This is a genomic window from Aciduliprofundum boonei T469 (genome assembly GCF_000025665.1).
Taxonomy (GTDB): Archaea; Thermoplasmatota; Thermoplasmata; order Thermoplasmatales; family Aciduliprofundaceae; genus Aciduliprofundum; species Aciduliprofundum boonei.
Map to the genome: position 1 here is coordinate 1168246 of NC_013926.1, position 20976 is coordinate 1189221.

At 38.9% G+C, this 20976-nt stretch carries 15 protein-coding genes and 1 tRNA gene; 11 read left to right on the forward strand and 5 right to left on the reverse strand.

Going from position 1 to position 20976, the window contains the following annotated elements:
• The first annotated feature begins 97 nt into the window (after positions 1–97).
• The 6 genes from ABOO_RS06185 to ABOO_RS06210 are packed head-to-tail and all read left to right on the forward strand — an operon-like array spanning position 98 to position 11891.
• Positions 98–2770, forward strand: a complete 2673-nt coding sequence (locus ABOO_RS06185; RefSeq protein WP_008083890.1) for a DEAD/DEAH box helicase — start codon at positions 98–100, stop codon at positions 2768–2770.
• A gap of 30 nt (positions 2771–2800) precedes the next feature.
• Entirely contained in the window at positions 2801–4036 is a 1236-nt protein-coding gene (gene gatD, locus ABOO_RS06190) for a Glu-tRNA(Gln) amidotransferase subunit GatD (RefSeq protein ID WP_008083764.1), read from the forward strand.
• Positions 4030–5820, forward strand: coding sequence for a Glu-tRNA(Gln) amidotransferase subunit GatE (gene gatE, locus ABOO_RS06195; protein WP_008083858.1), 1791 nt, complete (start codon positions 4030–4032; stop codon positions 5818–5820). The genes gatD and gatE overlap by 7 nt, the downstream gene beginning before the upstream one ends.
• Before the next feature lie 41 nt (positions 5821–5861).
• Entirely contained in the window at positions 5862–10727 is a 4866-nt protein-coding gene (locus ABOO_RS06200) for a C25 family cysteine peptidase (protein WP_008083836.1), read from the forward strand.
• A 55-nt stretch (positions 10728–10782) separates the two neighbouring features.
• A complete protein-coding gene (locus ABOO_RS06205; protein WP_008083757.1) occupies positions 10783–11298 on the forward strand; it encodes an adenylate kinase family protein in 516 nt (171 codons plus the stop codon).
• Complete coding sequence (locus ABOO_RS06210; RefSeq protein ID WP_012997369.1) at positions 11289–11891, forward strand: CDP-alcohol phosphatidyltransferase family protein; 603 nt, start codon at positions 11289–11291, stop codon at positions 11889–11891. Before ABOO_RS06205 ends, ABOO_RS06210 begins: the two co-directional genes overlap by 10 nt.
• Here the strand turns inward: ABOO_RS06210 and ABOO_RS06215 are convergent.
• Both ABOO_RS06215 and ABOO_RS08005 read right to left on the reverse strand, forming a co-directional pair.
• Complete coding sequence (locus tag ABOO_RS06215) at positions 11848–12936, reverse strand: DNA primase large subunit PriL (RefSeq protein WP_008083891.1); 1089 nt, start codon at positions 12934–12936, stop codon at positions 11848–11850. The genes ABOO_RS06210 and ABOO_RS06215 overlap by 44 nt on opposite strands.
• Positions 12937–12947: 11 nt before the next feature.
• Positions 12948–13069 (reverse strand) — tRNA-His (locus tag ABOO_RS08005).
• An 88-nt stretch (positions 13070–13157) separates the two neighbouring features.
• On the opposite strand from ABOO_RS08005, the gene ABOO_RS06220 reads away from it, so the two are divergent.
• Positions 13158–14585: an oxaloacetate decarboxylase subunit alpha gene (locus ABOO_RS06220; RefSeq protein ID WP_012997370.1), complete on the forward strand. Its 1428-nt coding sequence runs from the start codon at positions 13158–13160 to the stop codon at positions 14583–14585.
• 71 nt (positions 14586–14656) lie between these two features.
• Positions 14657–15274 carry a DUF1614 domain-containing protein gene (locus ABOO_RS06225; protein WP_236614132.1) on the forward strand — a complete coding sequence of 206 codons (618 nt, stop codon included), beginning with the start codon at positions 14657–14659 and terminating at the stop codon, positions 15272–15274.
• A gap of 5 nt (positions 15275–15279) precedes the next feature.
• On the opposite strand, the gene ABOO_RS06230 is transcribed toward ABOO_RS06225, so the two are convergent.
• The 3 genes from ABOO_RS06230 to ABOO_RS06240 are packed head-to-tail and all read right to left on the reverse strand — an operon-like array spanning position 15280 to position 19103.
• Positions 15280–16581, reverse strand: a complete 1302-nt coding sequence (locus ABOO_RS06230; RefSeq protein ID WP_008083789.1) for a TldD/PmbA family protein — start codon at positions 16579–16581, stop codon at positions 15280–15282.
• A gap of 4 nt (positions 16582–16585) precedes the next feature.
• Entirely contained in the window at positions 16586–17950 is a 1365-nt protein-coding gene (locus tag ABOO_RS06235) for a TldD/PmbA family protein (RefSeq protein ID WP_008083847.1), read from the reverse strand.
• Between the two features lie 10 nt (positions 17951–17960).
• Positions 17961–19103, reverse strand: coding sequence for a CBS domain-containing protein (locus tag ABOO_RS06240; RefSeq protein ID WP_008083967.1), 1143 nt, complete (start codon positions 19101–19103; stop codon positions 17961–17963).
• A gap of 154 nt (positions 19104–19257) precedes the next feature.
• On the opposite strand from ABOO_RS06240, the gene ftsZ reads away from it, so the two are divergent.
• The 3 genes from ftsZ to ABOO_RS06255 all read left to right on the forward strand — a co-directional run bounded on the left by ftsZ (position 19258) and on the right by ABOO_RS06255 (position 20974).
• Positions 19258–20313, forward strand: a complete 1056-nt coding sequence (ftsZ, locus tag ABOO_RS06245) for a cell division protein FtsZ (protein WP_008083861.1) — start codon at positions 19258–19260, stop codon at positions 20311–20313.
• A gap of 74 nt (positions 20314–20387) precedes the next feature.
• Positions 20388–20753: a 50S ribosomal protein L7Ae gene (gene rpl7ae, locus ABOO_RS06250; RefSeq protein ID WP_012997371.1), complete on the forward strand. Its 366-nt coding sequence runs from the start codon at positions 20388–20390 to the stop codon at positions 20751–20753.
• An 11-nt stretch (positions 20754–20764) separates the two neighbouring features.
• A complete protein-coding gene (locus ABOO_RS06255; RefSeq protein ID WP_008082961.1) occupies positions 20765–20974 on the forward strand; it encodes a 30S ribosomal protein S28e in 210 nt (69 codons plus the stop codon).
• Positions 20975–20976 lie beyond the last annotated feature (2 nt).

The window sequence follows — 20976 nt, forward strand, 5'->3', positions numbered from 1 at the left end:
CTTCCTTATTTTTATTCTTCTTTTTTCATGTTTTTCGAGGAATTCAACTTAACCTATTTTGAAATAAATTTTTATATCTTTATCTCTACACAAACTCGTGTTTGAGACATTACATCCCTCAATTCAAAAGGTACTGGAAGAAAAAGGCATATTCGAGCCAACCGAGCCACAGAGGGAGGTTATACCATATATTCTGGAGGGAAAGAATGTATTGCTTGTATCTCCCACTGGTAGTGGAAAAACGGAAGCAGCTATGCTGCCCATATTTCACAAATTAGTGGATGGAAATTATGGGAAAATTGCGTGTATCTACATAACTCCTCTCCGGGCTTTGAATAGGGATTTATTGAAGAGATTGGAAGATTTCGGAAAGAAATTGGGGTTGAGAATAGCGGTCAGGCATGGAGACACCACTGCTTATGAGAGAAGACAGCTCTCTTTACATCCCCCTGATGTTCTAATTACCACGCCAGAGACATTTCAAATAATGTTTTTAGGAAAGAGATTAAAAGAGAGCTTGAAAAGTGTGAAATTTGTTGTCATAGACGAGATTCACGAGCTTGCCAGTGATGAGCGCGGTGCGCAGCTTGCAGTTGGGCTTGAGAGATTGAGAAAAATGACTCGTTTCCAGGTCATAGGGCTCTCGGCAAGTGTAGGAAACCCAGAGGAGATTGCAAAGTTCTTATCGCCTAATGAAAGTATTGAGATTGTGAAAGTAAAATTGAGAAAGAGGATAGATGTGAATATCAGGGCTCCGCAGAAGAAATACGAGAAAGAAGCTCAGATTATGGGGAGTGATGTTGATTATGCCTCTACCCTTATGGAAATGTGGGAAGAAATCAACAAAGCAAGAGCTACTCTAGTTTTCACAAATACAAGATGCACAGCGGAGGATATAGGCATGAGATACCGTCTCCTCTTTGCAAATCCGCCAATTGAAGTACATCACGGCTCTTTAAGCAGAAAGGTTAGAATTGAAGCTGAGGACAAATTTAAGAGGGGAGAGCTAAAAGCTCTCATATGCACATCCTCGTTAGAACTTGGAATAGATGTGGGTATCGTTGATTTTGTAATTCAATTCAACTCCCCCAGGCAAGTTACAAAACTCTTGCAGAGAATTGGGAGGGCAGGGCACAGGATTGATGAGGTTTCGAGAGGTACAATATTTGCCCACACACCAGTGGAGCTCTGGGAATCTGCATCCATACTATCCCTTCTGCACGAGGGAAGGATAGAGAGTGTAAAAATAAGAGAGAAGCCCTTGATGGTTCTTATTAATCAGCTCGTAGCCATGGCTAACTCTGAAGGAAAAATGAATGCAAGAGAAGCTTATGAAATTATAAAAAATGCATATCCATTTAGAAATTTGAGCTTTGAAGAGTTTGAGGATATTTTGAATTTTATGAAAGATATAGGAAAGGTTTGGTACGATGGCATAGCCTTTGGAAAAACAAGGGGAGGGAGAGAGTATTTTTATCAGAACATATCAATGATTCCAGATGAGAAATTGTACAAGGTTATAACACTTCATGGTGATTTTATAGGTACTTTGGATGAGAGCTTTGTATCTACTCTCAATTATGGAGAGAGTTTTGTTATGAATGGCATGGCTTGGAGAATAGTGGATATAAGGGAGGATAAAGTGCTTGTTGAGTACTTGCGAGATATAGCTATGCCCCCATCATGGGTGGGTGAAGAGATCCCTGTGCCATATCAAGTTGCATCTCACGAGCCAGATATGAAATATCTCAACTCTGCAGCTAAGAAAATCCTTGAAAACTGGAAAATGGATTGGAATGAAGGGAGAATAGTTATAGAGAATGGTAATGGCATAGTATTCATCGGTGTACGAGGTGGGAGCAAGGCGAATTATACACTCGCTTTGATCCTTTCATCTATTCTATCACAAAAAATAGGAGAGAGTGTGGAATTCTCAGTATCTCCATACCATATTGCTCTATTCAATCCCCATGTCAATGCTCCTTATATTAAAGAACTTTTGGAGAAATTGAGAAATGTAGAGGGCTTAGTGAGGCTTGTGGCCAAGAATTCCCGTTTATTCAACTACATATTTATGCATGTTGCAAAAAAGATGGGTGTGATAAAGAAAGGGGCAGATATGAAAAAGGTAAGAATTGAGAAAATCGTGGATGCTTACAAAGGTACACCCCTATACAAAGAAGTGCTAAACAAGATGAGCTTTGATTATATGGATGTTGAGGTTGTAAATTTAATATTAGAAAAGATAAGAGAGGGGAAGACGGAAATAATCGTTAGAGAGATGAGCGATAAAAGCAAGATACTTCTGGAGGAGCATGGAGATTTGGTGTCACCAATCATAGCCACAAGACCCATTATAGAGGCCGTTCAGAAAAGATTATTGGAAGAGGATATGATTCTTGCCTGCCTATCTTGTGGAAAGAGCATACATATTAAAGTTAAGGATTTCAAAAAACCGATTTGCCCGTTTTGTGGAAGCGTGCGAGTAACTCTTTTAAAGCCCTATGAAGAGGATAAGCTTAAAATTCTAAAAAAGAAGAAATTCACGAGAGAGGAGAAAAAAGAGTTAGATAGGATGATGGCAATTTCTCATCTTCTCAGAGTACATAAAAAAGCTGCAGCTTTAGCACTTGCAGGACGTGGCATAGGACTTACAACTGCAGCCAGGATATTACAAGTACCTTACGAGAACGAGTTCGAGATCGCAAAAAGAGTACTCAAAGAAGAATTAAAATATGCGCAGAATAAACAATTTTGGGATTTAAGATAAAAGTTAATAATTCTTCGCCCATACCCCTTTATGAATCCTGAGCCTGGAGATTATGTGGAAGTCAAGACGGATAAAGGAATATTTAAAGGAGTTTTAATGCCAAGAAATAAATTTAGTGATGAGGATATAATCATTCTCAAGCTTGATAATGGATATAATGTGGGCATTGCGCCTCTCGAGATAAAGGTTCTTAAGAAGGGTGAGAAGAAAAAAAGAGTTAAAAGAGAGATAAAAAGCAGAGAAGGATTACCAACAATATCCATAATAGGCACAGGGGGCACCATTGCGAGTTATGTGGATTATAGGACAGGTGCAGTACATCCAGCATTAACTGCGGAAGATTTAATATTCTCCGTGCCCGAAATTGAGGAAGAGTGCAATGTCCGTGCTGAGGTGCTTTTCAATATTTTAAGTGAGGATATGAAACCTGAGTATTGGATCAAATTGGCAAAGCATGTGAAAAAAGAATTGGATAACTCGGAAGGAGTGGTTATACCTCATGGTACAGATACAATGAGCTATTCAGCCTCTGCCTTATCCTTTATGTTTGAGAACCAAACAGGTCCTATTGTTTTCGTTGGAGCCCAAAGAAGTTCAGACAGGCCAAGCAGTGATGCGTATATGAATCTTCTCTCAGCCGTAAAGGTTGCCAAGAGCGATTTAGGCGAGGTTGCAGTTGTGATGCATGCGACCACAAGCGATGATTACTGCCATATTCATAGAGCTACGAGAGTGAGAAAGATGCACACCTCAAGAAGAGATGCTTTTAAGAGCATAAACTCAAAACCTTTGGGGGAAGTTAGGGGAAATGAGATAAAATTTTATGGAGAGTACAAGAGAAAAAGTGAAGAAAATGTACTCTTAGAGAAAATGGACGAAAAAGTTGCCCTTATTTACTACTATCCGGGATTAAGTGAGGATATGCTTGAAAGAATGCTTGAGGGCATGCATGGAGCAATTATCATCGGTACAGGATTGGGCCATGTGGGTACCCATCTTCTAGATATCATTCAAAAGAAAATAAAGGATGGTATGATAATTGGAATAACTTCGCAATGCCTTTATGGAAGAGTGAATTTGAATGTTTATTCAACGGGCAGAGAACTGAAAAAAGCTGGAGTTATACCTCTGGAGGATATGCTACCAGAGGTTGCTTACATAAAATTGATGTGGCTTCTTGGAAATTATGATGCTCAGAAAGCAAGAGCTCTATTATCTCAGAATCTAAGGGGCGAGCTCTCAACAAGGAGGATGATAACATGGTAAAGAGTGGGCTTGAAATACACCAACAACTTGCTACAAAGAAGCTTTTTTGCAATTGTGATTCAAAATTAAGTGATAATGTAATTTACAAATTTGAGAGAGTTTTGAGACCCACTCAGAGCGAGATGGGCGAGATAGACAAGGCTGCTATTGAGGAAAGTTTGAAACATAGAAAATTCATATATGAAGCAACGGATAATTCTTGCTTGGTGGAGGCCGATGAAGAGCCTCCCCACGATTTGAATAGAGAAGCTCTTGATGTAGCACTAACAGTGGCTCTAATGCTCCATGCAAAGATTGTAGATGAGATTCATATAATGAGAAAAATAGTCATAGATGGTAGCAACACCTCCGGATTTCAGAGAACAGCACTTATCGCTGTGGATGGCTACATTGAAACATCATTTGGAAAGGTAAGAATTCCAACAATATGCTTAGAGGAAGAGGCAGCGAGGAAAATTGAGGAGAAGGATGATTATGTTGTTTATCGCTTAGATCGTTTAGGTATTCCTTTGATAGAGATATCCACTGCTCCAGATATGAAAAATGGTGAAGAGGTAAAAGAAGTTGCCCAGAAAATAGGATACATATTAAGAGCTACAAAGAAAGTGCGAAGAGGAGTGGGTACCATTAGACAAGATATCAATCTATCCACAGGACAAGGCAGGGTGGAAATAAAGGGGGCTTCTAAGCTCAATATGATTCCAAAATGGGTGAATATGGAGATTGAGAGGCAAGAGATGCTTAAAGAGATAGCAAGAATCTTACAGGAAAGAAGGGCAATGGTGGATGAGAAAATTTACGATTTAACTGAAATATTTGAAGACACCGAGTCAAAAATAATAAAAAAGATGCTAAAGAAAGGAGGCAAGGTTTTGGGCATAAGACTTTTCGGATATGTCGGTGTGCTTAAAAATGATAAATATAGATTAGGTAGGGAATTTGCAGACAGAGTTAGGGTGATTGGGATAAGGGGCCTCTTCCATTCAGACGAGCTTCCTGCTTATGGAATTAGCGCTGAAGAAGTTGAAAAAATAAGAGATTTGATGGGACTTGGAGAACAGGATGCTTTTGTGATTATCGCAGAGATGGAAGATAAGGCAAAGTTAGGACTAGAAAAAGTTATAGAAAGAGCTAAAATTGCAATAAAAGGGGTGCCTGATGAAACTAGGGGTCCAAGAGATGACGGTACCACTTATTATCTTAGGCCCTTACCAGGTGGAGCTAGAATGTATCCAGAGACAGATATACCACCAATAAGAATAAGTAAAGAGCACCTTCAAAAACTTGTAAGTTCTCTCCCGCCAATGCCTGAAGAGAGAGTTAAGGAGCTACTCTCTTTGGGTATAAATGAAGAGCTTGCTTGGCAACTTATCCACGAGGGTAAAGATGACTTGTTTGAATATCTATCAAAGAATTTCGGTTATCCAACAGTGGTGGCAAGAGCCCTTCTTCTTGGATGTGATGAAATAGATTATAAGGCTATATTCAAAGCGCTAAAAGATGGAAAATTTGCCAAAGAGGCTGTAGAGGAAATCGTTGAGCGTGCCTGTGGCGGTGAGAATATTGATGATCTCATACAGAATTTTTCCACTGAGGTAGATGTTGATGCCGTTATTGATAAGATAATCAAAGAGAAAAAGGAGTTAATTGAAGAGCGCGGAGAAATGGCTTTTAAGCCTTTAATGGGGCTGGTTATGAAAGAACTTCGTGGTAAAGTGGATGGAAAAATCATTGCAGAAAAATTAAAAGTTGCATTAAAAGAGCATTTAGAAAAAAATAAATAGTAGGGTTATAATATCTTTTCTACCCAATAGGGTGATGCCTCATGAAAGGTGGAAGATTTGGTAAATTGGGGAGTATCCTAGTGGTAACTTTAATGGTTTTAACAGCGTTTGCAGTGATAATCAGTGTACAACCATCCGTTCAGGCAAAGCAAGCAAATATGCAGGGAGTACACTTCTTATACAGGGATGTGCACATAAATGTAAAAGATTTGAAATATGTGACAGGCCCAAACGGTGGGAGATATATTGTAGGCAAGGGTATGAGGGAATTAACTAACCCTGGAGATCCTGCAGTACCTGTGAAAATAATAAGCTTTACCTTGCCTGCAGGTGCAAAGAACATAAGAGTCAATTTGCAAAATATATGGATGACTTCTTACGGAAAGCTGAAAATATCTCCAATACCTGCACCTGCATTGAAATCAGGAAGGGCTTTCCCGGCTAAGTTTTCACCACCAAAATACAATGAGAAAGTATACAAGTCCAGCAAATATTATCCCGATAAAAACTACGATTTTACAATAAGCAAGACAATGGATAAGACGATAGTGAATGTTTACATATATCCTGTAAAGTACAATCCAGTTACAAACGAAGTAAAAGTAATGACCCATGCAAAGGTGGTTGTTTCCTATTCTCCAGGCTCTCTTAAGAGCGGCAGTGCTCCTATTAATGTAGAAAACATAATAATCACCTCTCCACAGCTAAAGGCAGCAGCGCAGAGACTTGCAGATTTCCATAACAGCACAGGAGTAACATCATGGGTAGTTACAACTACTTGGATTGCAAAGAACTACCAGCCTGCACCGAATCCGCCAGTAAACGGATATGCAAATGCTACCACAGATCCTTATGGTTTGCTCGGTGGTCAGGCCCTACCTCTGGAAAAGAATATGATAATAGGATACAATTATACATTGGCAAAGAAAATAATAGCATTCTTGCAGAATGAGAGTTATGGGAGTAATGTAGAATACATAACAATATTTGGTAATGCAAGAGCAGTACCGCCAAGCTATTACTGGACTGATCAGTATATGTACCTACTGGCATATTATGGATTATCAGATATGTATGATGCATGGATACCCACGGATGCTTTCTATGCCCAGCCAAACTACAATTCTACATACTTCAGCTATGAGCCACAATTCTTCATAGGTAGAATTCCCGTTAATCCTTTGACTGCAAACAAGGTTGTTAATAAAATAATATATTACGCAACTCATAAAACTGCAGGTATAGAGAATGTCACACTCTCAGGAGGACAGGTATTTGAAACCCCATACTTCCTTGGAGAGACAGGAGTTCTAGAGCCACTTAACTATGGATGGCTTGATGGAGCAAAGGTCACTGAGTATTTCCACACACTAAGAAATTACACATATAATAATTTCATAAAGATGATGTACAACAGCGATATGATAATTGAAATAACCCATGGCTCAGGATTTTCATTCTGGCACCACAACGATGAAGTTAGTGCTTGGGATTTCAGCATGAATTCATCCTATGGAAGCCTGCCAATTTACATATCTGGCTCTTGCCTAAACGGTGCTTGGGATGAAGAGATGTATCCTTCAGAGTTTGCATCTGGAATAAATGGCGGTACATCAATAGCTGAAAAGATGCTTTATGCACCAAATGGCATAATTGCATACTATGGAGCAGATAGAGAGGCATATGGAAGCACTTTTGCCTACTTTGATAATGGGACATTGGTAGCTCCAAATGACTTTGGGGACTTGATAACAGAAGATGGTACTGTGGCAGGATATTTCCTAGCTACACACTATTATGGTTATGCAACCCTTGGTATGATGTACTATTATGCTCTGAGTCTTTACAACTATTGGCTAGGTGAAAATCTCACAAGTGTTGATCCATGGGATACTGGAATGAATGATAATCCTTGGGCAAGGTCTTACTTTGAATACTCACTCATAGGAGATCCCGCATTGAAAGTATCTGGAAACGGAGCCAGTTATCCATCTTACAATGTGCCAAGTGTTATAATACCCAACGCGGTTTATAATTCAAATGATGTGCCAATAATTACAAGAGGAAAGGAAGTAAGCGTGAATATAAGTACCGATTCTCCAATAGTTAAAGTTGAGCTTCTTTATCTAGAGCATGGATATGGTTCTGGTCCTTGGGGAGCACAGCCAACTTATTATGATTTCATACTTGATATGAAAACTTTGCATCCTGTGGCGACAAACAATGGGGTAAATAACTTTACATATTCGTTTGTGCCAAATAGAGAAGGAACCTATATACTATCCGTATACAGTGCAGATGGAAAGAACACAAGGTTCTATATGTCTTGCAGCTCTCCAATGCCACCTCTGAGTGCTACGGAAAGAACAAATTATAATGGGAGAGCCTATAATGAGAATATAAAGAGTACCGCCCCAGATGTTCAGGTTATAACTCTTCTAGACTATGGAGATGTTGCATTTGGAAAAACCACGAATGTTACTGCGGTTGTATATAATTCTGGAAATGCTACAGCAACTAATATAACGGTTCATTTCTATCTGGAGAACTATGTTCTTATATTCCAAGAAGGTAACCTAAGCCATCCCTTGGTCTGGCTTGGGAATGCAACTATATCTTCTCTTGCACCTGGTGAAGTTGCTTATGTAACGATACCTTGGAAAGCTGTTAACTTAATACCTTTGGGAATGGATCCAACAAATTCTTCAGTTAGGTGGCAGTATGTAGTTGCGAGTGCTGATGTCGCTGGCGATACAAATTTGAATAACAACGCGATGTGGGCTTTGTTCCATGTGCATTTGCCTTTAGATGTCTGGGTTCAAAAAGTATTCATCCAAAAGGACCCAGTTGTAGGAGAGCCCAATAGTATCACATTTGAAATAACAAACATAGGCACAACAACCACTGCCACAAGCAATGTAACTGTTATGGATTACTATGGTACAATAAAAACAGTGTCTGTGACTCTTGCACCTGGACAAACAAAGTTCATAACCGTGCCTTGGACACCAAAGGTTGCAGGTGAGGATATAATTGAAGTAATGGCAAGCACTCCAGGAGATCAGAATCCAAGGAATGATGTTAGCTTTTATTATCCAAATGGATACTGGTCAATTGCAACTTTCAAGGTATTGAGTTACGATGTAGAGCCAGTTATGGCATATCAGCGTGATGATAATATAAATATTGAGTTATACAACTTTGGTCCCTTAGCTTCTAATGGTACTAAAGTTGATCTGTGGGAAATGGAAAATGTTACAGATATAAATATACAATCTCCGCATCCATATCCAAACAACTATGATAATGTTTGGACAATAACTGTTCCAAATGCAACAAAGATAGCTTTGCACTTTAATTATCTATACGTTGAGCCTGGATGGGATTATGTGTATATTTACAACTCCACAGGCAAGCTACAAGTATCTTACACCGGCTTCTATAACGATCTGTGGACTCCGTTTATAAACGGCTCTACTGTGTATGTAGAGCTAGTATCTGATGAATCTGTTAATTATACTGGATTCTATATAGACGCATATTCTACAGGGATCTCTCATATTGGTAGTACCCAGGTGGGTGCTATAGGTTCCGGAGATTATATAACTGCTATTATGTCTCTAGGTAATACTACTGCTGGGGTACACTATTATAAGATATCTACAAATACTCCGGGCGAGAGTGCAACACTGACCACAGGAGGTTCAAGCAATAATATTATTTATCAAACAATTAATGTTACAGATACAATAGCTCCCCAGATAGAATCTTTCCATTTGGCGAATACCATTACAAATGATAGAAGTCCAGAGCTTAACTTTACATGGTACGATGAAATTTATAGTGGATTCTTCAAGGTGAGTGTACAGATAGATGGTATAACAATACCTGCGAGGGTAATTGCTAATGGCAATAGTGGAAATGTAATTGCAAATGTTCCATTCCTGCTAGCTGATGGAAAGCATACTGTGCAAATAACTCTTGTAGATAATGGAGGGAATAAAGTTACTGAAAGTTGGACATTTACAGTGGATGCTACACCGCCAAGTTTGAAGATAACCACATCTACAAATACTCCTATAACATATACATCTACCTTCTGGATAAATGGAACCACAGAACCTGGTGCAACGGTGACCATAAATGGAGTAAATGTTCCTGTTGATCCAAATGGAAACTTTGCATATAAGACTACCTTGGTCAACGGTGAAAATGTGTTCCGGGTTGTGGCCACTGACGAGGCAGGCAACTCTGCCACGGAAATAGTTACTGCTTTATATTTGCCTCAGATACCAGAAATATTGAATGCGATTAATGCTATTAACTCGGAGATAAGTAATTTACAGAGTCAGGTAACTACTATGAAAGATGAAATCTCAGCTCTCCAAGGCAAGATATCTACTATCCAGGGTGACATATCCACAATTAACAGTGATATAAATAATATAAAATCCCAGCTTGATACCCTAAATTCTAGAATTAATACACTGCAAAATGATTTAAAAGAGAATGTTACTGCTCTTAACAAAGCAATTGAGGAGTTAAATACAACATTGGTAAACAAGATTGAACAGAACATAAACAACTTGCAGAGCCAGATTAACGATTTGAAGAACCAAGCAAATGATTTACAGAGCAATATACAGCAGATTAACACAAATATAAGTGATATACAGAGTAAGAACAATGAGCAAGATAAGGCAATAAGCTCTAGCAATAACATAGGTTATGCAGGTATAGTTTTGGGAATTATAGCACTGATAATAGCGATAGTGGCGGTTGCAAGAAAGCCTAAGGTACCCATGCAGAAGGAGGAAAAGAAAGAAAGCACTAAAGAAAATCCTAGTGAAGAAAGTGAAGAAGATATAGATGAAACTGAAGAGGGCTCTGAGGAAGAAAAAGAATAACTCTTTTTTCTTTATTTTTGAGAAATTAAATATACTTTAACTCTTTTTTTACTATATGCTTATAGCTCTAACAGGAACTCCGGGTACTGGCAAAACTATAATTGCAAAGATACTGGAAAATGAGTATAGGGTAGTTTATCTAAAAGATTTCAAAGATGCCATACTTTACCATGACGAGGATAGAGATGCGGATGTTGTTGATATTGAGTATCTCAAGGAGAAAATAGAGAATATTGGAGAGGAGGTTATTATCGTAGAAGGACATTACTCTCACGAAATGCCTGTAGATGAGGTAATTGTGCTAAGATGCCATCCTGAAGAATTGAGAAAGAGATTGGAAAAAAGGGGGTATAATAAGGAGAAAATAAGAGAGAATCTGGAAGCAGAGGCCATGGGATTAATAACGGCAGAATCCATTAATTATCATGGAAAAGATAAAGTATTTGAGGTTGATACTACCACGAAGAAAGCGGAAGATGCTGCAAAAGAGGTGAAGCATATAATAAAAACATGGGACAAAAGATATCTGGCAAGAATAAACTATATGGAGGAAATACTCAAATGGTACTAAATAAATATAGAAAGAATGTTGATTCGCTTCTAACATCATTATCCAAACCATTTATGAAAATGCATCCTAATACCATAACATTAATCTCTCTTTTTATATCATTTCTCGCTGCCATATCTTATTATCTCACCCATATTAGTTCATATTTTCTATTTGCGTTTCTTGCATTCTTAATCCTCGCATCATTGATGGATGCTATTGATGGTAAAGTTGCCAGATTACGGGGCATATCTTCAAATAGGGGGGATTTTCTTGATCATCTAATTGATAGGTATGCGGATATGATAATAATAATTGGGATATCTTTAAGTCCATATTCAACCCCACTAATCGGCCTATTTGCATTGTCGGGCGTGTTTATGACCAGCTATGTGGGCACACAAGCACAGGCAGTGGGAGTTGGAAGAATATACGGGGGTATCCTTGGCAGAGCAGATAGATTAGTGATATTGATGCTCCTGCCCATAATACAATTTTTCTGGTGGGGCTACTATTTCTCCATATCCTCTTGGATTTTAATACTATTTGCAGTTCTTGGGCATATAACGGCTATTCAGAGGATTCTCTCTGCCTGGAAATCCATTCCTTCTTAATTTTGTAATAAAGAAGAGGATGGCTCATCCAGTCTTTTTTACAGAGGTTATCATTTACTGCATTCTTCACACAAAGCCCGTATGCTTGAAGAGTGGAGCATTTAGGAACTTCATACTCCTTTTTCGAAATTCCCCCAGTTATGTGCTCAACTTGGTACCTTGTCATAGATTCATTAAAATCAGGCGCAGTTGCAAATACTTTCATTATATCATCATTTCTGACCCCTATTTTATGAAGAAATGTTACAAGAAAGAATCTCGCTTGGTGGGGTAGATTCACTCCATTCTTCAATTTGACAAGTATCGATTTTAAACAGGGAGGAAATGCATCTTCCACCACATCGCCAAAATCCTGAGAGGAGTATTTAGAGATGTATGCGTCTTTCAATTCTCTAATTTTCTCAATTTCATCTTTAAAATATTTTTTTAATGCATCTTTTTTATTTGCATTGCTCTCAATATCCCTTACAAAATTTTTAACAAATGCTTCTCTCAATATTTTTATGAATTCCTCTTTGCTCACAGGGACCCATCCTTCTTTAAGAGGTTGATTTATAAGCTTGAAAGCTTCTCCACTTATGCCCGATGCATATTTTATAAAATCTAAGAAATGAACCAATATGAAGAGTTCGTATTTTGTGCCTGCAACCCAAGGTTTTGGATTCTCCTCGTGCAATCTTCTAATTTTCTCGGGAATATCCTTGTACTTTACTCCCAAAGAGGATGCAACAAGATATATATTCTCACTGCTATCCTCAATCAAGTGTCCTTCAAGCTCGTCTCTTACAACATTCGCAAATCTTCTTGTTATTATTGGATCGCTAAGAGCTATTAGAAAAAGCTTGGAAATATAAAATCCAATAATTTTTGTCTCTTCATCGGTTATTGAGCTCCTAAGATTCTCATCAAAGCAGCTTATAACTTTGGCTATCCCGTAATCGCGAGCGTTTTCATAAATTGAGGATGTAAGTAGCTCATCCAGTTCTATATTTCTTACAACATCTAGGGCCTGTGGTAGAAATGGGTACTTAACAAGAGTGCGCATATTCATATCAGGGCCGGGACCGGGATTTGAACCCGGGTCAAGGGATTGCCACAAAGCTCCTTTTAGGGGTAAAGCACCTTTTTTAAAGGGGCTTTTCCACAGTCCCCTAGGATAGCCCCTACCCTATCCCGGCCATGCAAAGAGTGAAATGACAGGTAATACATAAATTTTTTCAGAATTGCTCCTAAAAATATTTTTACTAAAAGCTCATTTACTTGCCCATGGTGAAGATCACAGATACAACACTTAGAGATGGACACCAAAGCTTGTTTGCCACCAGAATGCGCACAGAAGATATGATACCAATAGCAGAGGCAATGGACGAAATGGGATTTTTCTCTCTAGAGGTTTGGGGTGGTGCCACATTCGATTCTGCCATGCGATTTTTGAACGAGAATTCGTGGGATAGGCCCAGAACTCTAAAAAAGTACATAAAAAACACTCCCTTGCAAATGCTCTTGCGTGGCCAAAACTTGGTTGGATATAGGCATTATCCCGATGATATTGTTGAAAAATTTGTGTTCAAAGCAGTGGAAGCTGGAATTGACATCTTTCGTATATTTGACGCTCTAAATGATATAAGAAACATGGAAACGGCAATTAAGGCTGTAAAGAAGGCAGGGGCGCATGCGCAAGGTTCTGTGGTTTATACGATAAGTCCAATACACACCTTGGAGAGTTTTGTTGAGATGGCAAAAAAATTGGAAGAGTTAGGCGTGGATTCTATCTGCATAAAAGATATGGCAGGACTTATGAGTCCGACAGTAGCTTCAAAATTGGTTAAAATGATGAAAAAAGAGCTCAGTGTGCCTATAGATTTACATACTCACAGCACGGCTGGATGGGCACCGATAACTTATATGAAAGCAGTGGAGGCAGGAGTAGATATAATTGATACCGCAATGTCTCCTTTTGGATTCGGAACTGCGCAGCCTGCAACGGAGAGTATGGTAGCCTCCTTTAAGGATACCCCATATGATACCGGAATGGATTTAAAGAAATTGGAAAAAATTGCAGAGTATTTCAGAGTAGTTGAGAAAAAGCTGAGAAAGTACACTAGAATGGAAATGCGCATTGCAGATACGAGAGTGCTTATTTATCAAGTTCCGGGTGGTATGTTATCTAATCTCTACAATCAACTGAAAGAAATGAAGGCAGAGGACAAGATCGAAGAGGTTCTTGCAGAGGTTCCCAAGGTTCGTGCAGAGGTGGGCTATCCCCCTCTTGTAACTCCATTAAGCCAAATTGTAGGCACTCAGGCAGTTATGAATGTTATCTCTGGTGAGAGGTGGAAAATGGTAACTAAGGAGATGAGAAATTACATAAAAGGTCTATATGGAAAACCTCCAGGAGAGATAAAGGAAGAAATAAAGAAGAAGGTTCTGGGTGATGAGAAACCTATAACTGCTAGACCTGCAGATTTACTGGAGCCAGGATTTGAAAAAGTTAAAGAGGAGATAGGCGATTTAGCCGATAATGAAGAGGATGTTCTATCTTACGCTCTATTTCCAGATGTGGCTAGAAAATTCTTCATGCGTAGAAAAGGGTTAGCAGAAGAAACCCCAGAGCCACCCAAGGAAGGAAAGAAGTACAAGATATGGATCAACGGAGAAGAGTACTTTGTGAATGTGGAGGAGATGCCCCAATGAAACATTATTTTTATTATCCTTTTAGCTATCTAATACTTTTTATTTATCTTATTTTCTTCTTTTTCTTCTTTATGTTTTTCATTTTTGGTGTGCCTTATGCTTTCGTCAAATTGGGAATACCCTCTAATCTAGCAATGTCCATGTTTTTATTTGCGATCATTGGTAGTTACATAAATATACCAATAAAAAGAATAGAGAGTAAGAGCCCTATGGCCCCTAAGGGGTCTGTTAATTTTTGGGGATTAAAGTATCAGATTCCCCATACACCTCATACAACCACCCTCTTGGCAATAAACCTTGGAGGTGCAATTATACCCATATTTATATCTTCGTGGGTTTTTGTATCTCTCTTTATTCATTCTTACTACATTTTGATTCTAAAAAGTATCTTAGGTATAGCAATAGTAGCAATAGTGTCCTACATATTTGCAAAGCCGGTTAAAGGAATGGGAATAGCGCTTCCTGCATTCATTCCACCTATTGTAGCATCTTTAACTGCATTGTTTATAGCCCCTGAAAATCCTGTGGCTGTTGCATACATATCAGGCACTCTAGGTACGCTGATAGGTGCAGATTTGATGCATATGAAAGATATTGAGAATTTAGGAGCGCCTGTGGCAAGCATCGGTGGTGCAGGCACATTCGATGGAGTGTTCCTCTCCGGCATAATTGCAATACTACTGATATAAAAAAATTAGAGTTTAGAACGAGTTATATTTACCCCATCTACAAGGATATAGGGAAGGTACGAAGGAAGAACCTCATCCCACCACTTCACTTTCTCTCTTTCTTTGCTTACTTCTACTATATTTGAGAATATGTGTGGCATATTTTCCGTGACTCTAATACCTTTCCAAGATTCTTTTATCTCTCCGTTCTCAATGTAGAATATTCCGTCCCTCGGTATAGTTGAGAAATCGCCGTTTCTGTAATCTTGGAACCTTGTATACCACAGATTGATTATAAATAAGCCCTTATCAATTTCTGATAGTAAATCTTGATAGCTTTTGTTTCCTTCTTTTACAACTGGCTGCCATGCATTTGGGTTTAGTATTCCAGCGTTTCCAGTGGTATCAGTATTGAATTTATGCGCAGTTGAGTAACTATGAAGGTAATTTTTCACTACACCTTTCTCGACTATGGGTGTTTTTTGAGTAGCTGTGGCTTCTTGATCAAATATGCGATAGCCCGTGGAGAATAAAGTTGGATCATCATAAATTGTCAATTTTTCTGAATAGACCTTCTCTCCGATCTTACCTGCAAAGAAACTCATACCTGCATCAACTGCAAATGCAGAGGCCATGTGCATGCTGTAAGAGATTAAAGAACCAAAGGCGAGGGGATGAAATAGAATTTTGTATTTTCCCTCTTCTCCATCTTTTGGTTCTCCTCCAAGAGAGGCAATGACTCCAGCTCTCTCTCCAATGCTCTTTGCATCTTCAAGTTCCTTCGCATCTGCAGTCGTGATTGCCTCTTGACCTGCATTTCTGTACTCGTTGAAAGCCCTTATAACTATATCCACATTTGCAACTTCATCTTTGGCACTGTTATAATTTGTTAATATCTCTCTTTTCACATAATCCCTATATACCACACCAGCAGCTCTGATGGCTCCTTTTTCTATAGCCCCATCAATCACTTCCTTGGCCAAATTTTCAAGGTCTAAATCCAAAATTTCGTAATCTATTTTCCTATTCCTATAATTTTGCTTTTTCGGGTTCAGACCATAAAAATCTTTGTTTTCAGGCAAAGTTTGCAGCATTCTTGCATATTTTTCAATAAGCTCCTCCGCCTTGTTCAAATTTTTTATGGTTGTCATAAACACTTTCTTCCCTTTAGAAAGAAAAACCTCTAAACTCTTTTCAACCCATAGTTTAGAAATATCTATGTCATTATTTGAAAATCTAACTTGCCTTTTTTCCCTCTCTATTAAAATCAAAGAGGCTTCATCAATGCCCAAATTTTGAGCCTTATTCATAATTTTTTCAAGATCCATAATATCACCTCAGTTTAATTTCCCTAAGACGGAGATGAGGGCCACCCATCCAAACATCAACGCCTTGCATGGGATCTCCCTTTCCGCATGTACCTGCGAAGAACTCTAAATCCTTTGCTATTGCATCTATTCTGCTATAGAATCCAGGAGTGGTTATTTCTAAAACAGGTCTTCTTACAGGAGCCACAATCTCTCCGTTCTTTATTAAATATGCCTCTCTACCCACATATTTTTGATTGTAGCGAATATCATCAATGTTCCACTCAGTAAAGCTCTTCATATAAATTCCCTCTTTGACATCCTCAAACAACTCTTCCTTGGAATAATCTCCTGGCTCAAAGAATGTTGTGCTCATCCTAACTATGGGCTCTCTATTCCACCACGATGAGCGAGCTGCTCCATTGCTCTTTGTACCAAGCTTTCCAGCGCTTTCTCTATTGTGTAGAAACTCATTTATTTTTCCATCCTTGTAAAGGTATCTTCTTCTTGCTGGAATGCCCTCTTCATCGTACTTGTAGTATCCAAAACTGTGTGGCACAGTGGGGTCATCTACAACATTCACAATCTCGCTTCCTATTCTCTCTCCAACCTTTGAAGGGTTTATAAAGCTCTCTCCAGCTTGGGCTGCCTCTCTTCCAAGTATCCTATCTGCCTCGCTTGGATGTCCACATGATTCATGAGCAATTATGCCTGCAACCTCTGGACCTACAATCAAATCATATGTTCCCTCTGGGGATTTTTTTGCTTTGACAATTTCCCTAAGGGCTTTTTCCTCTTCAGGCAATAGAGATAGTATATCCCATCTATCAAATATTTCATAACCACCGCTCATTCCATATTGCCTATAACTCTGCTCAAAATTTCCATTTTCCATAACACCGAGCATATAGAAATATTCAACCCGGGGGATTTTTGCCCTTATCTTTGAACCTTCTGAATTTATGTACAATTTTTCTATTTTCTTATCTTTAAGCATTTGAAGCTTCATTTGAGCACCAAGGCGCTTATCAACATCGAGTAGATAATCTATTTTTTCATCGACATCCATATTTTCAATCTTCTTCTTTTCTTCCACGCTCCAAGAATCTTCATAGCGAGCTTCTGAGGAAAAATCTATTCTGTTTTTCCTCTTTTTTGAAAGTTTTACCGCCCTTTCTGCAATTTCCTTGAGATTAGAAATATCATTTGTAGCTGAAAAACCTATTCCTTCATTGACAACTCTGACAGCAAAGCCATCTTCTTCCGTAGAAGATACAGCATTAATAACTCCGTTCTTCACAGTTATAATATTCATATTTATCTTCATGTACCTTATCTCAGCAAACCTTGCATCTATACCTTCTAATACCCTCTCGAGAATGTCTTCCATATCAACCGCCTCATAGGGTCTCCCGTCTGAATTCAAGAAGCTTGTCTCTTTCTTTCTTCACATTTCTCTCTAGTATCTCCAAAACATCTTTAAATGCGCTGTAAATATTCCAATCATAGCTTCTGGCAAAGAAGAGCCTGCGGTCTGTAGTTAATCTGGCTCTCACGCTGTATTTTATCTCTTTTCCACTGATATGGTGCTCCTCAACATGGAATGTTAGGAGCTGGGGCTTGAATTCCTTAAAGCGATTGATTTTGTGCAGAAACTCTTCTACCATGTTGTAAATTATTTGATACGGCTCCATATCCTCTATGTCCAATCCAGTTATTTGGACGAACACACCTTCTTGTTTTCCCTCCCTCAATATCGCTTCTATTACATCTCTTTGAGATATCACTCCAATTGGCACACTTTTTTTATCTATAACAGCGCATATGGATGAGTGAAATTCAATCATTTTCTCTACAGCATCCTTTAAAATAGAATCTTCGGAAACATAAACTGGAGGAACCATTATTTCTTTTACCAAAATTTGAACTTTTTTCTTCTCTCCAGATACCTCTCCCAAACTTGCCCTCTCTTTCTCTCTCCATACTGCTTTAGCAGCATCTCTCATATGCACTATACCCACAAGTTTTCTATTCTCATCCACCACAGGCACGCTCATCTCGCCAAGTTTTTTCATTATATCAACTGCATATTGTATGGGCGAATCTTCCTCAACAAGCTCCGGCTCACTTGTCATGACATCCTCCACTGGAATATTAGCAACATCCTTCATTTTGGGAACAAGCTTTATTATATCCGTTCTTGATATTATGCCCACGAGCTTATTCTTTTCCACAATTGGCAGAGAGCGATAGCCTGCATCAATCATCAATTTAACAGCATCCTCTATGCTTGCATCTGGATCTAAAACTGGAGGTTTTACCATAATATTTTCCACACGGGAGTATAGAGATAAACTCTTTCTCCTTATCAATGTTCTGTAATTCACATATCCAACAAGCTCGCCCCTATCATTCACCACAGGCAGTTCGTGAAATCCATGCTCCTGCATCTTGCTTATTGCCTTAGATATGGTATCTCCAAGTTTAGCTACAACAACATCCTTTGTCATAACATCCTTAACTTTTATCTCACCAGGTTCCATATTATCACCTCACTTGGCAGGTGCTTAACAATTTTCCTGCCTATTTTGCATAATGGTTTATGAGAAAATAAACCTTTTGGCTCAAAGCAAAAAGCTTATATATGTCGGACATATATACTTAATATGTCTGACAAAAATATGAAAGGTGATGATGATGGGTTTAGAATATTTGATTAAAGATGCCCTTTCTGCAGGGTATGATGAAAAGAGTGAGGCAGATGTAAATATAAAGGTGGTAGGCATAGGTGGCGGTGGATGCAATAGTATAACAAGATTGAGTACTCAAAACTTAAAGGCAGAATTGATAGCAGTAAATACGGATAAATCACATTTTTCAATAGTAAACGCCTCAAAGAAGGTTCTAATAGGAAAGAAGATAACGAACGGTCGTGGCGCAGGAGGAAATATGGAAATAGGGGAGCAGGCAGCCCAGATGGCATATAACGATATATACAAGATACTTGATGGAGGAGATATAGTATTTCTCCTTGCTGGTCTCGGCGGAGGAACTGGTGGAGGTGCAGGACCTGTTATAAGCGAGATAGCAAGGGATGCTGGAGCACTCGTTGTGTCAATGGTAACCATGCCATTTAAGGCGGAGGGAAAGAGGAGATGGGAGCAGGCTGAAATGTCTCTTGAGAGATTTAGGGAGCATTCTCATACAGTTATAGTTCTCGATAACAACAGGCTTGTGAGCTTAGCCAAGAATTTACCCATAAAGAAAGCATTTGCAATTATGGATTACCTTATTGGAGATGTCATAACAAACTTGGCAGATGCTATAACCATACCCTCTTTGATGAATATAGATTTCTCAGATTTAGAGGCGTTGATGAGAAATGGAGGCACATCTACAATTCTCTATGGAGAGGGAAATTATTACACCCCCCAGGATGCCGTTATGGATACTTTAAACAACCCCCTTATGGATATAGATTACAGGGGTGCCAACGGTGCGCTTATCCATATCACAGGTGGCTCTGAGATGTCATTACAGACAGTTTATAGAATCGCTGAGGGAATAACCTCCGGGATAAGAGATGATGCAGAGGTAAAAATAGGAGCAAGGGTTGATGATAGATACACAAAAAAATTAAAAATAACTACCATACTAACGGGGGTGCATACCCCATACCTACAGAAGCGAGAAGCGAGATACATAACGGAAGAGATAGGAGGCATAAATGACCTGATTTCAGTGGTCTACTGATTTTCCAAAATTATTTATACAATAAGCCTTTTCGTGCTTTGCCTATGATTGATTAAATGAAGGAGGTAAAGAAAATGGCTGCAATATATGTAAGGTTTGAGACACCAAAAGAACTGCAGGAAAAAATGCTTAGTGCGGTGGAGATTTCCAAAGAAACTGGAAAAGTGAGGAAGGGAACGAACGAAGTCACAAAAACGATTGAGAGAGGAGATGCAAAATTTGTCATAATTGCTGAGGATGTAAATCCTCCAGAGATTGTGGCTCATCTGCCTCTTCTATGCGAAGAGAAGGGAATCCCATATGGCTATGTTGCTACTAAGGAAGAGCTCGGCAAAAGAGTTGGAATAAAGAGTGCTGCCTCGGTAAGCATCCTTGACTTTGGAAAAGCTAATGATTCTTTTAAGGAAATAATCGAGCAGATTAAGGCAATAAAGAAGTAAAGGTGATTTAGATGGCAGATGAAGCTACGCCCGCCGAAGTCGTTGAAATTATGGGAAGAACAGGGATGACCGGTGAGGTTACTCAGGTAAAGGTTCGCGTTCTTGAAGGTAGAGATAAGGGGAGAATTCTAACCCGCAATGTTATGGGTCCTGTGCGAGTTGGGGATATATTGATGCTTAGAGAAACTGCAAGAGAGGCAAGAAAGCTGGAGGCAAGGTGATT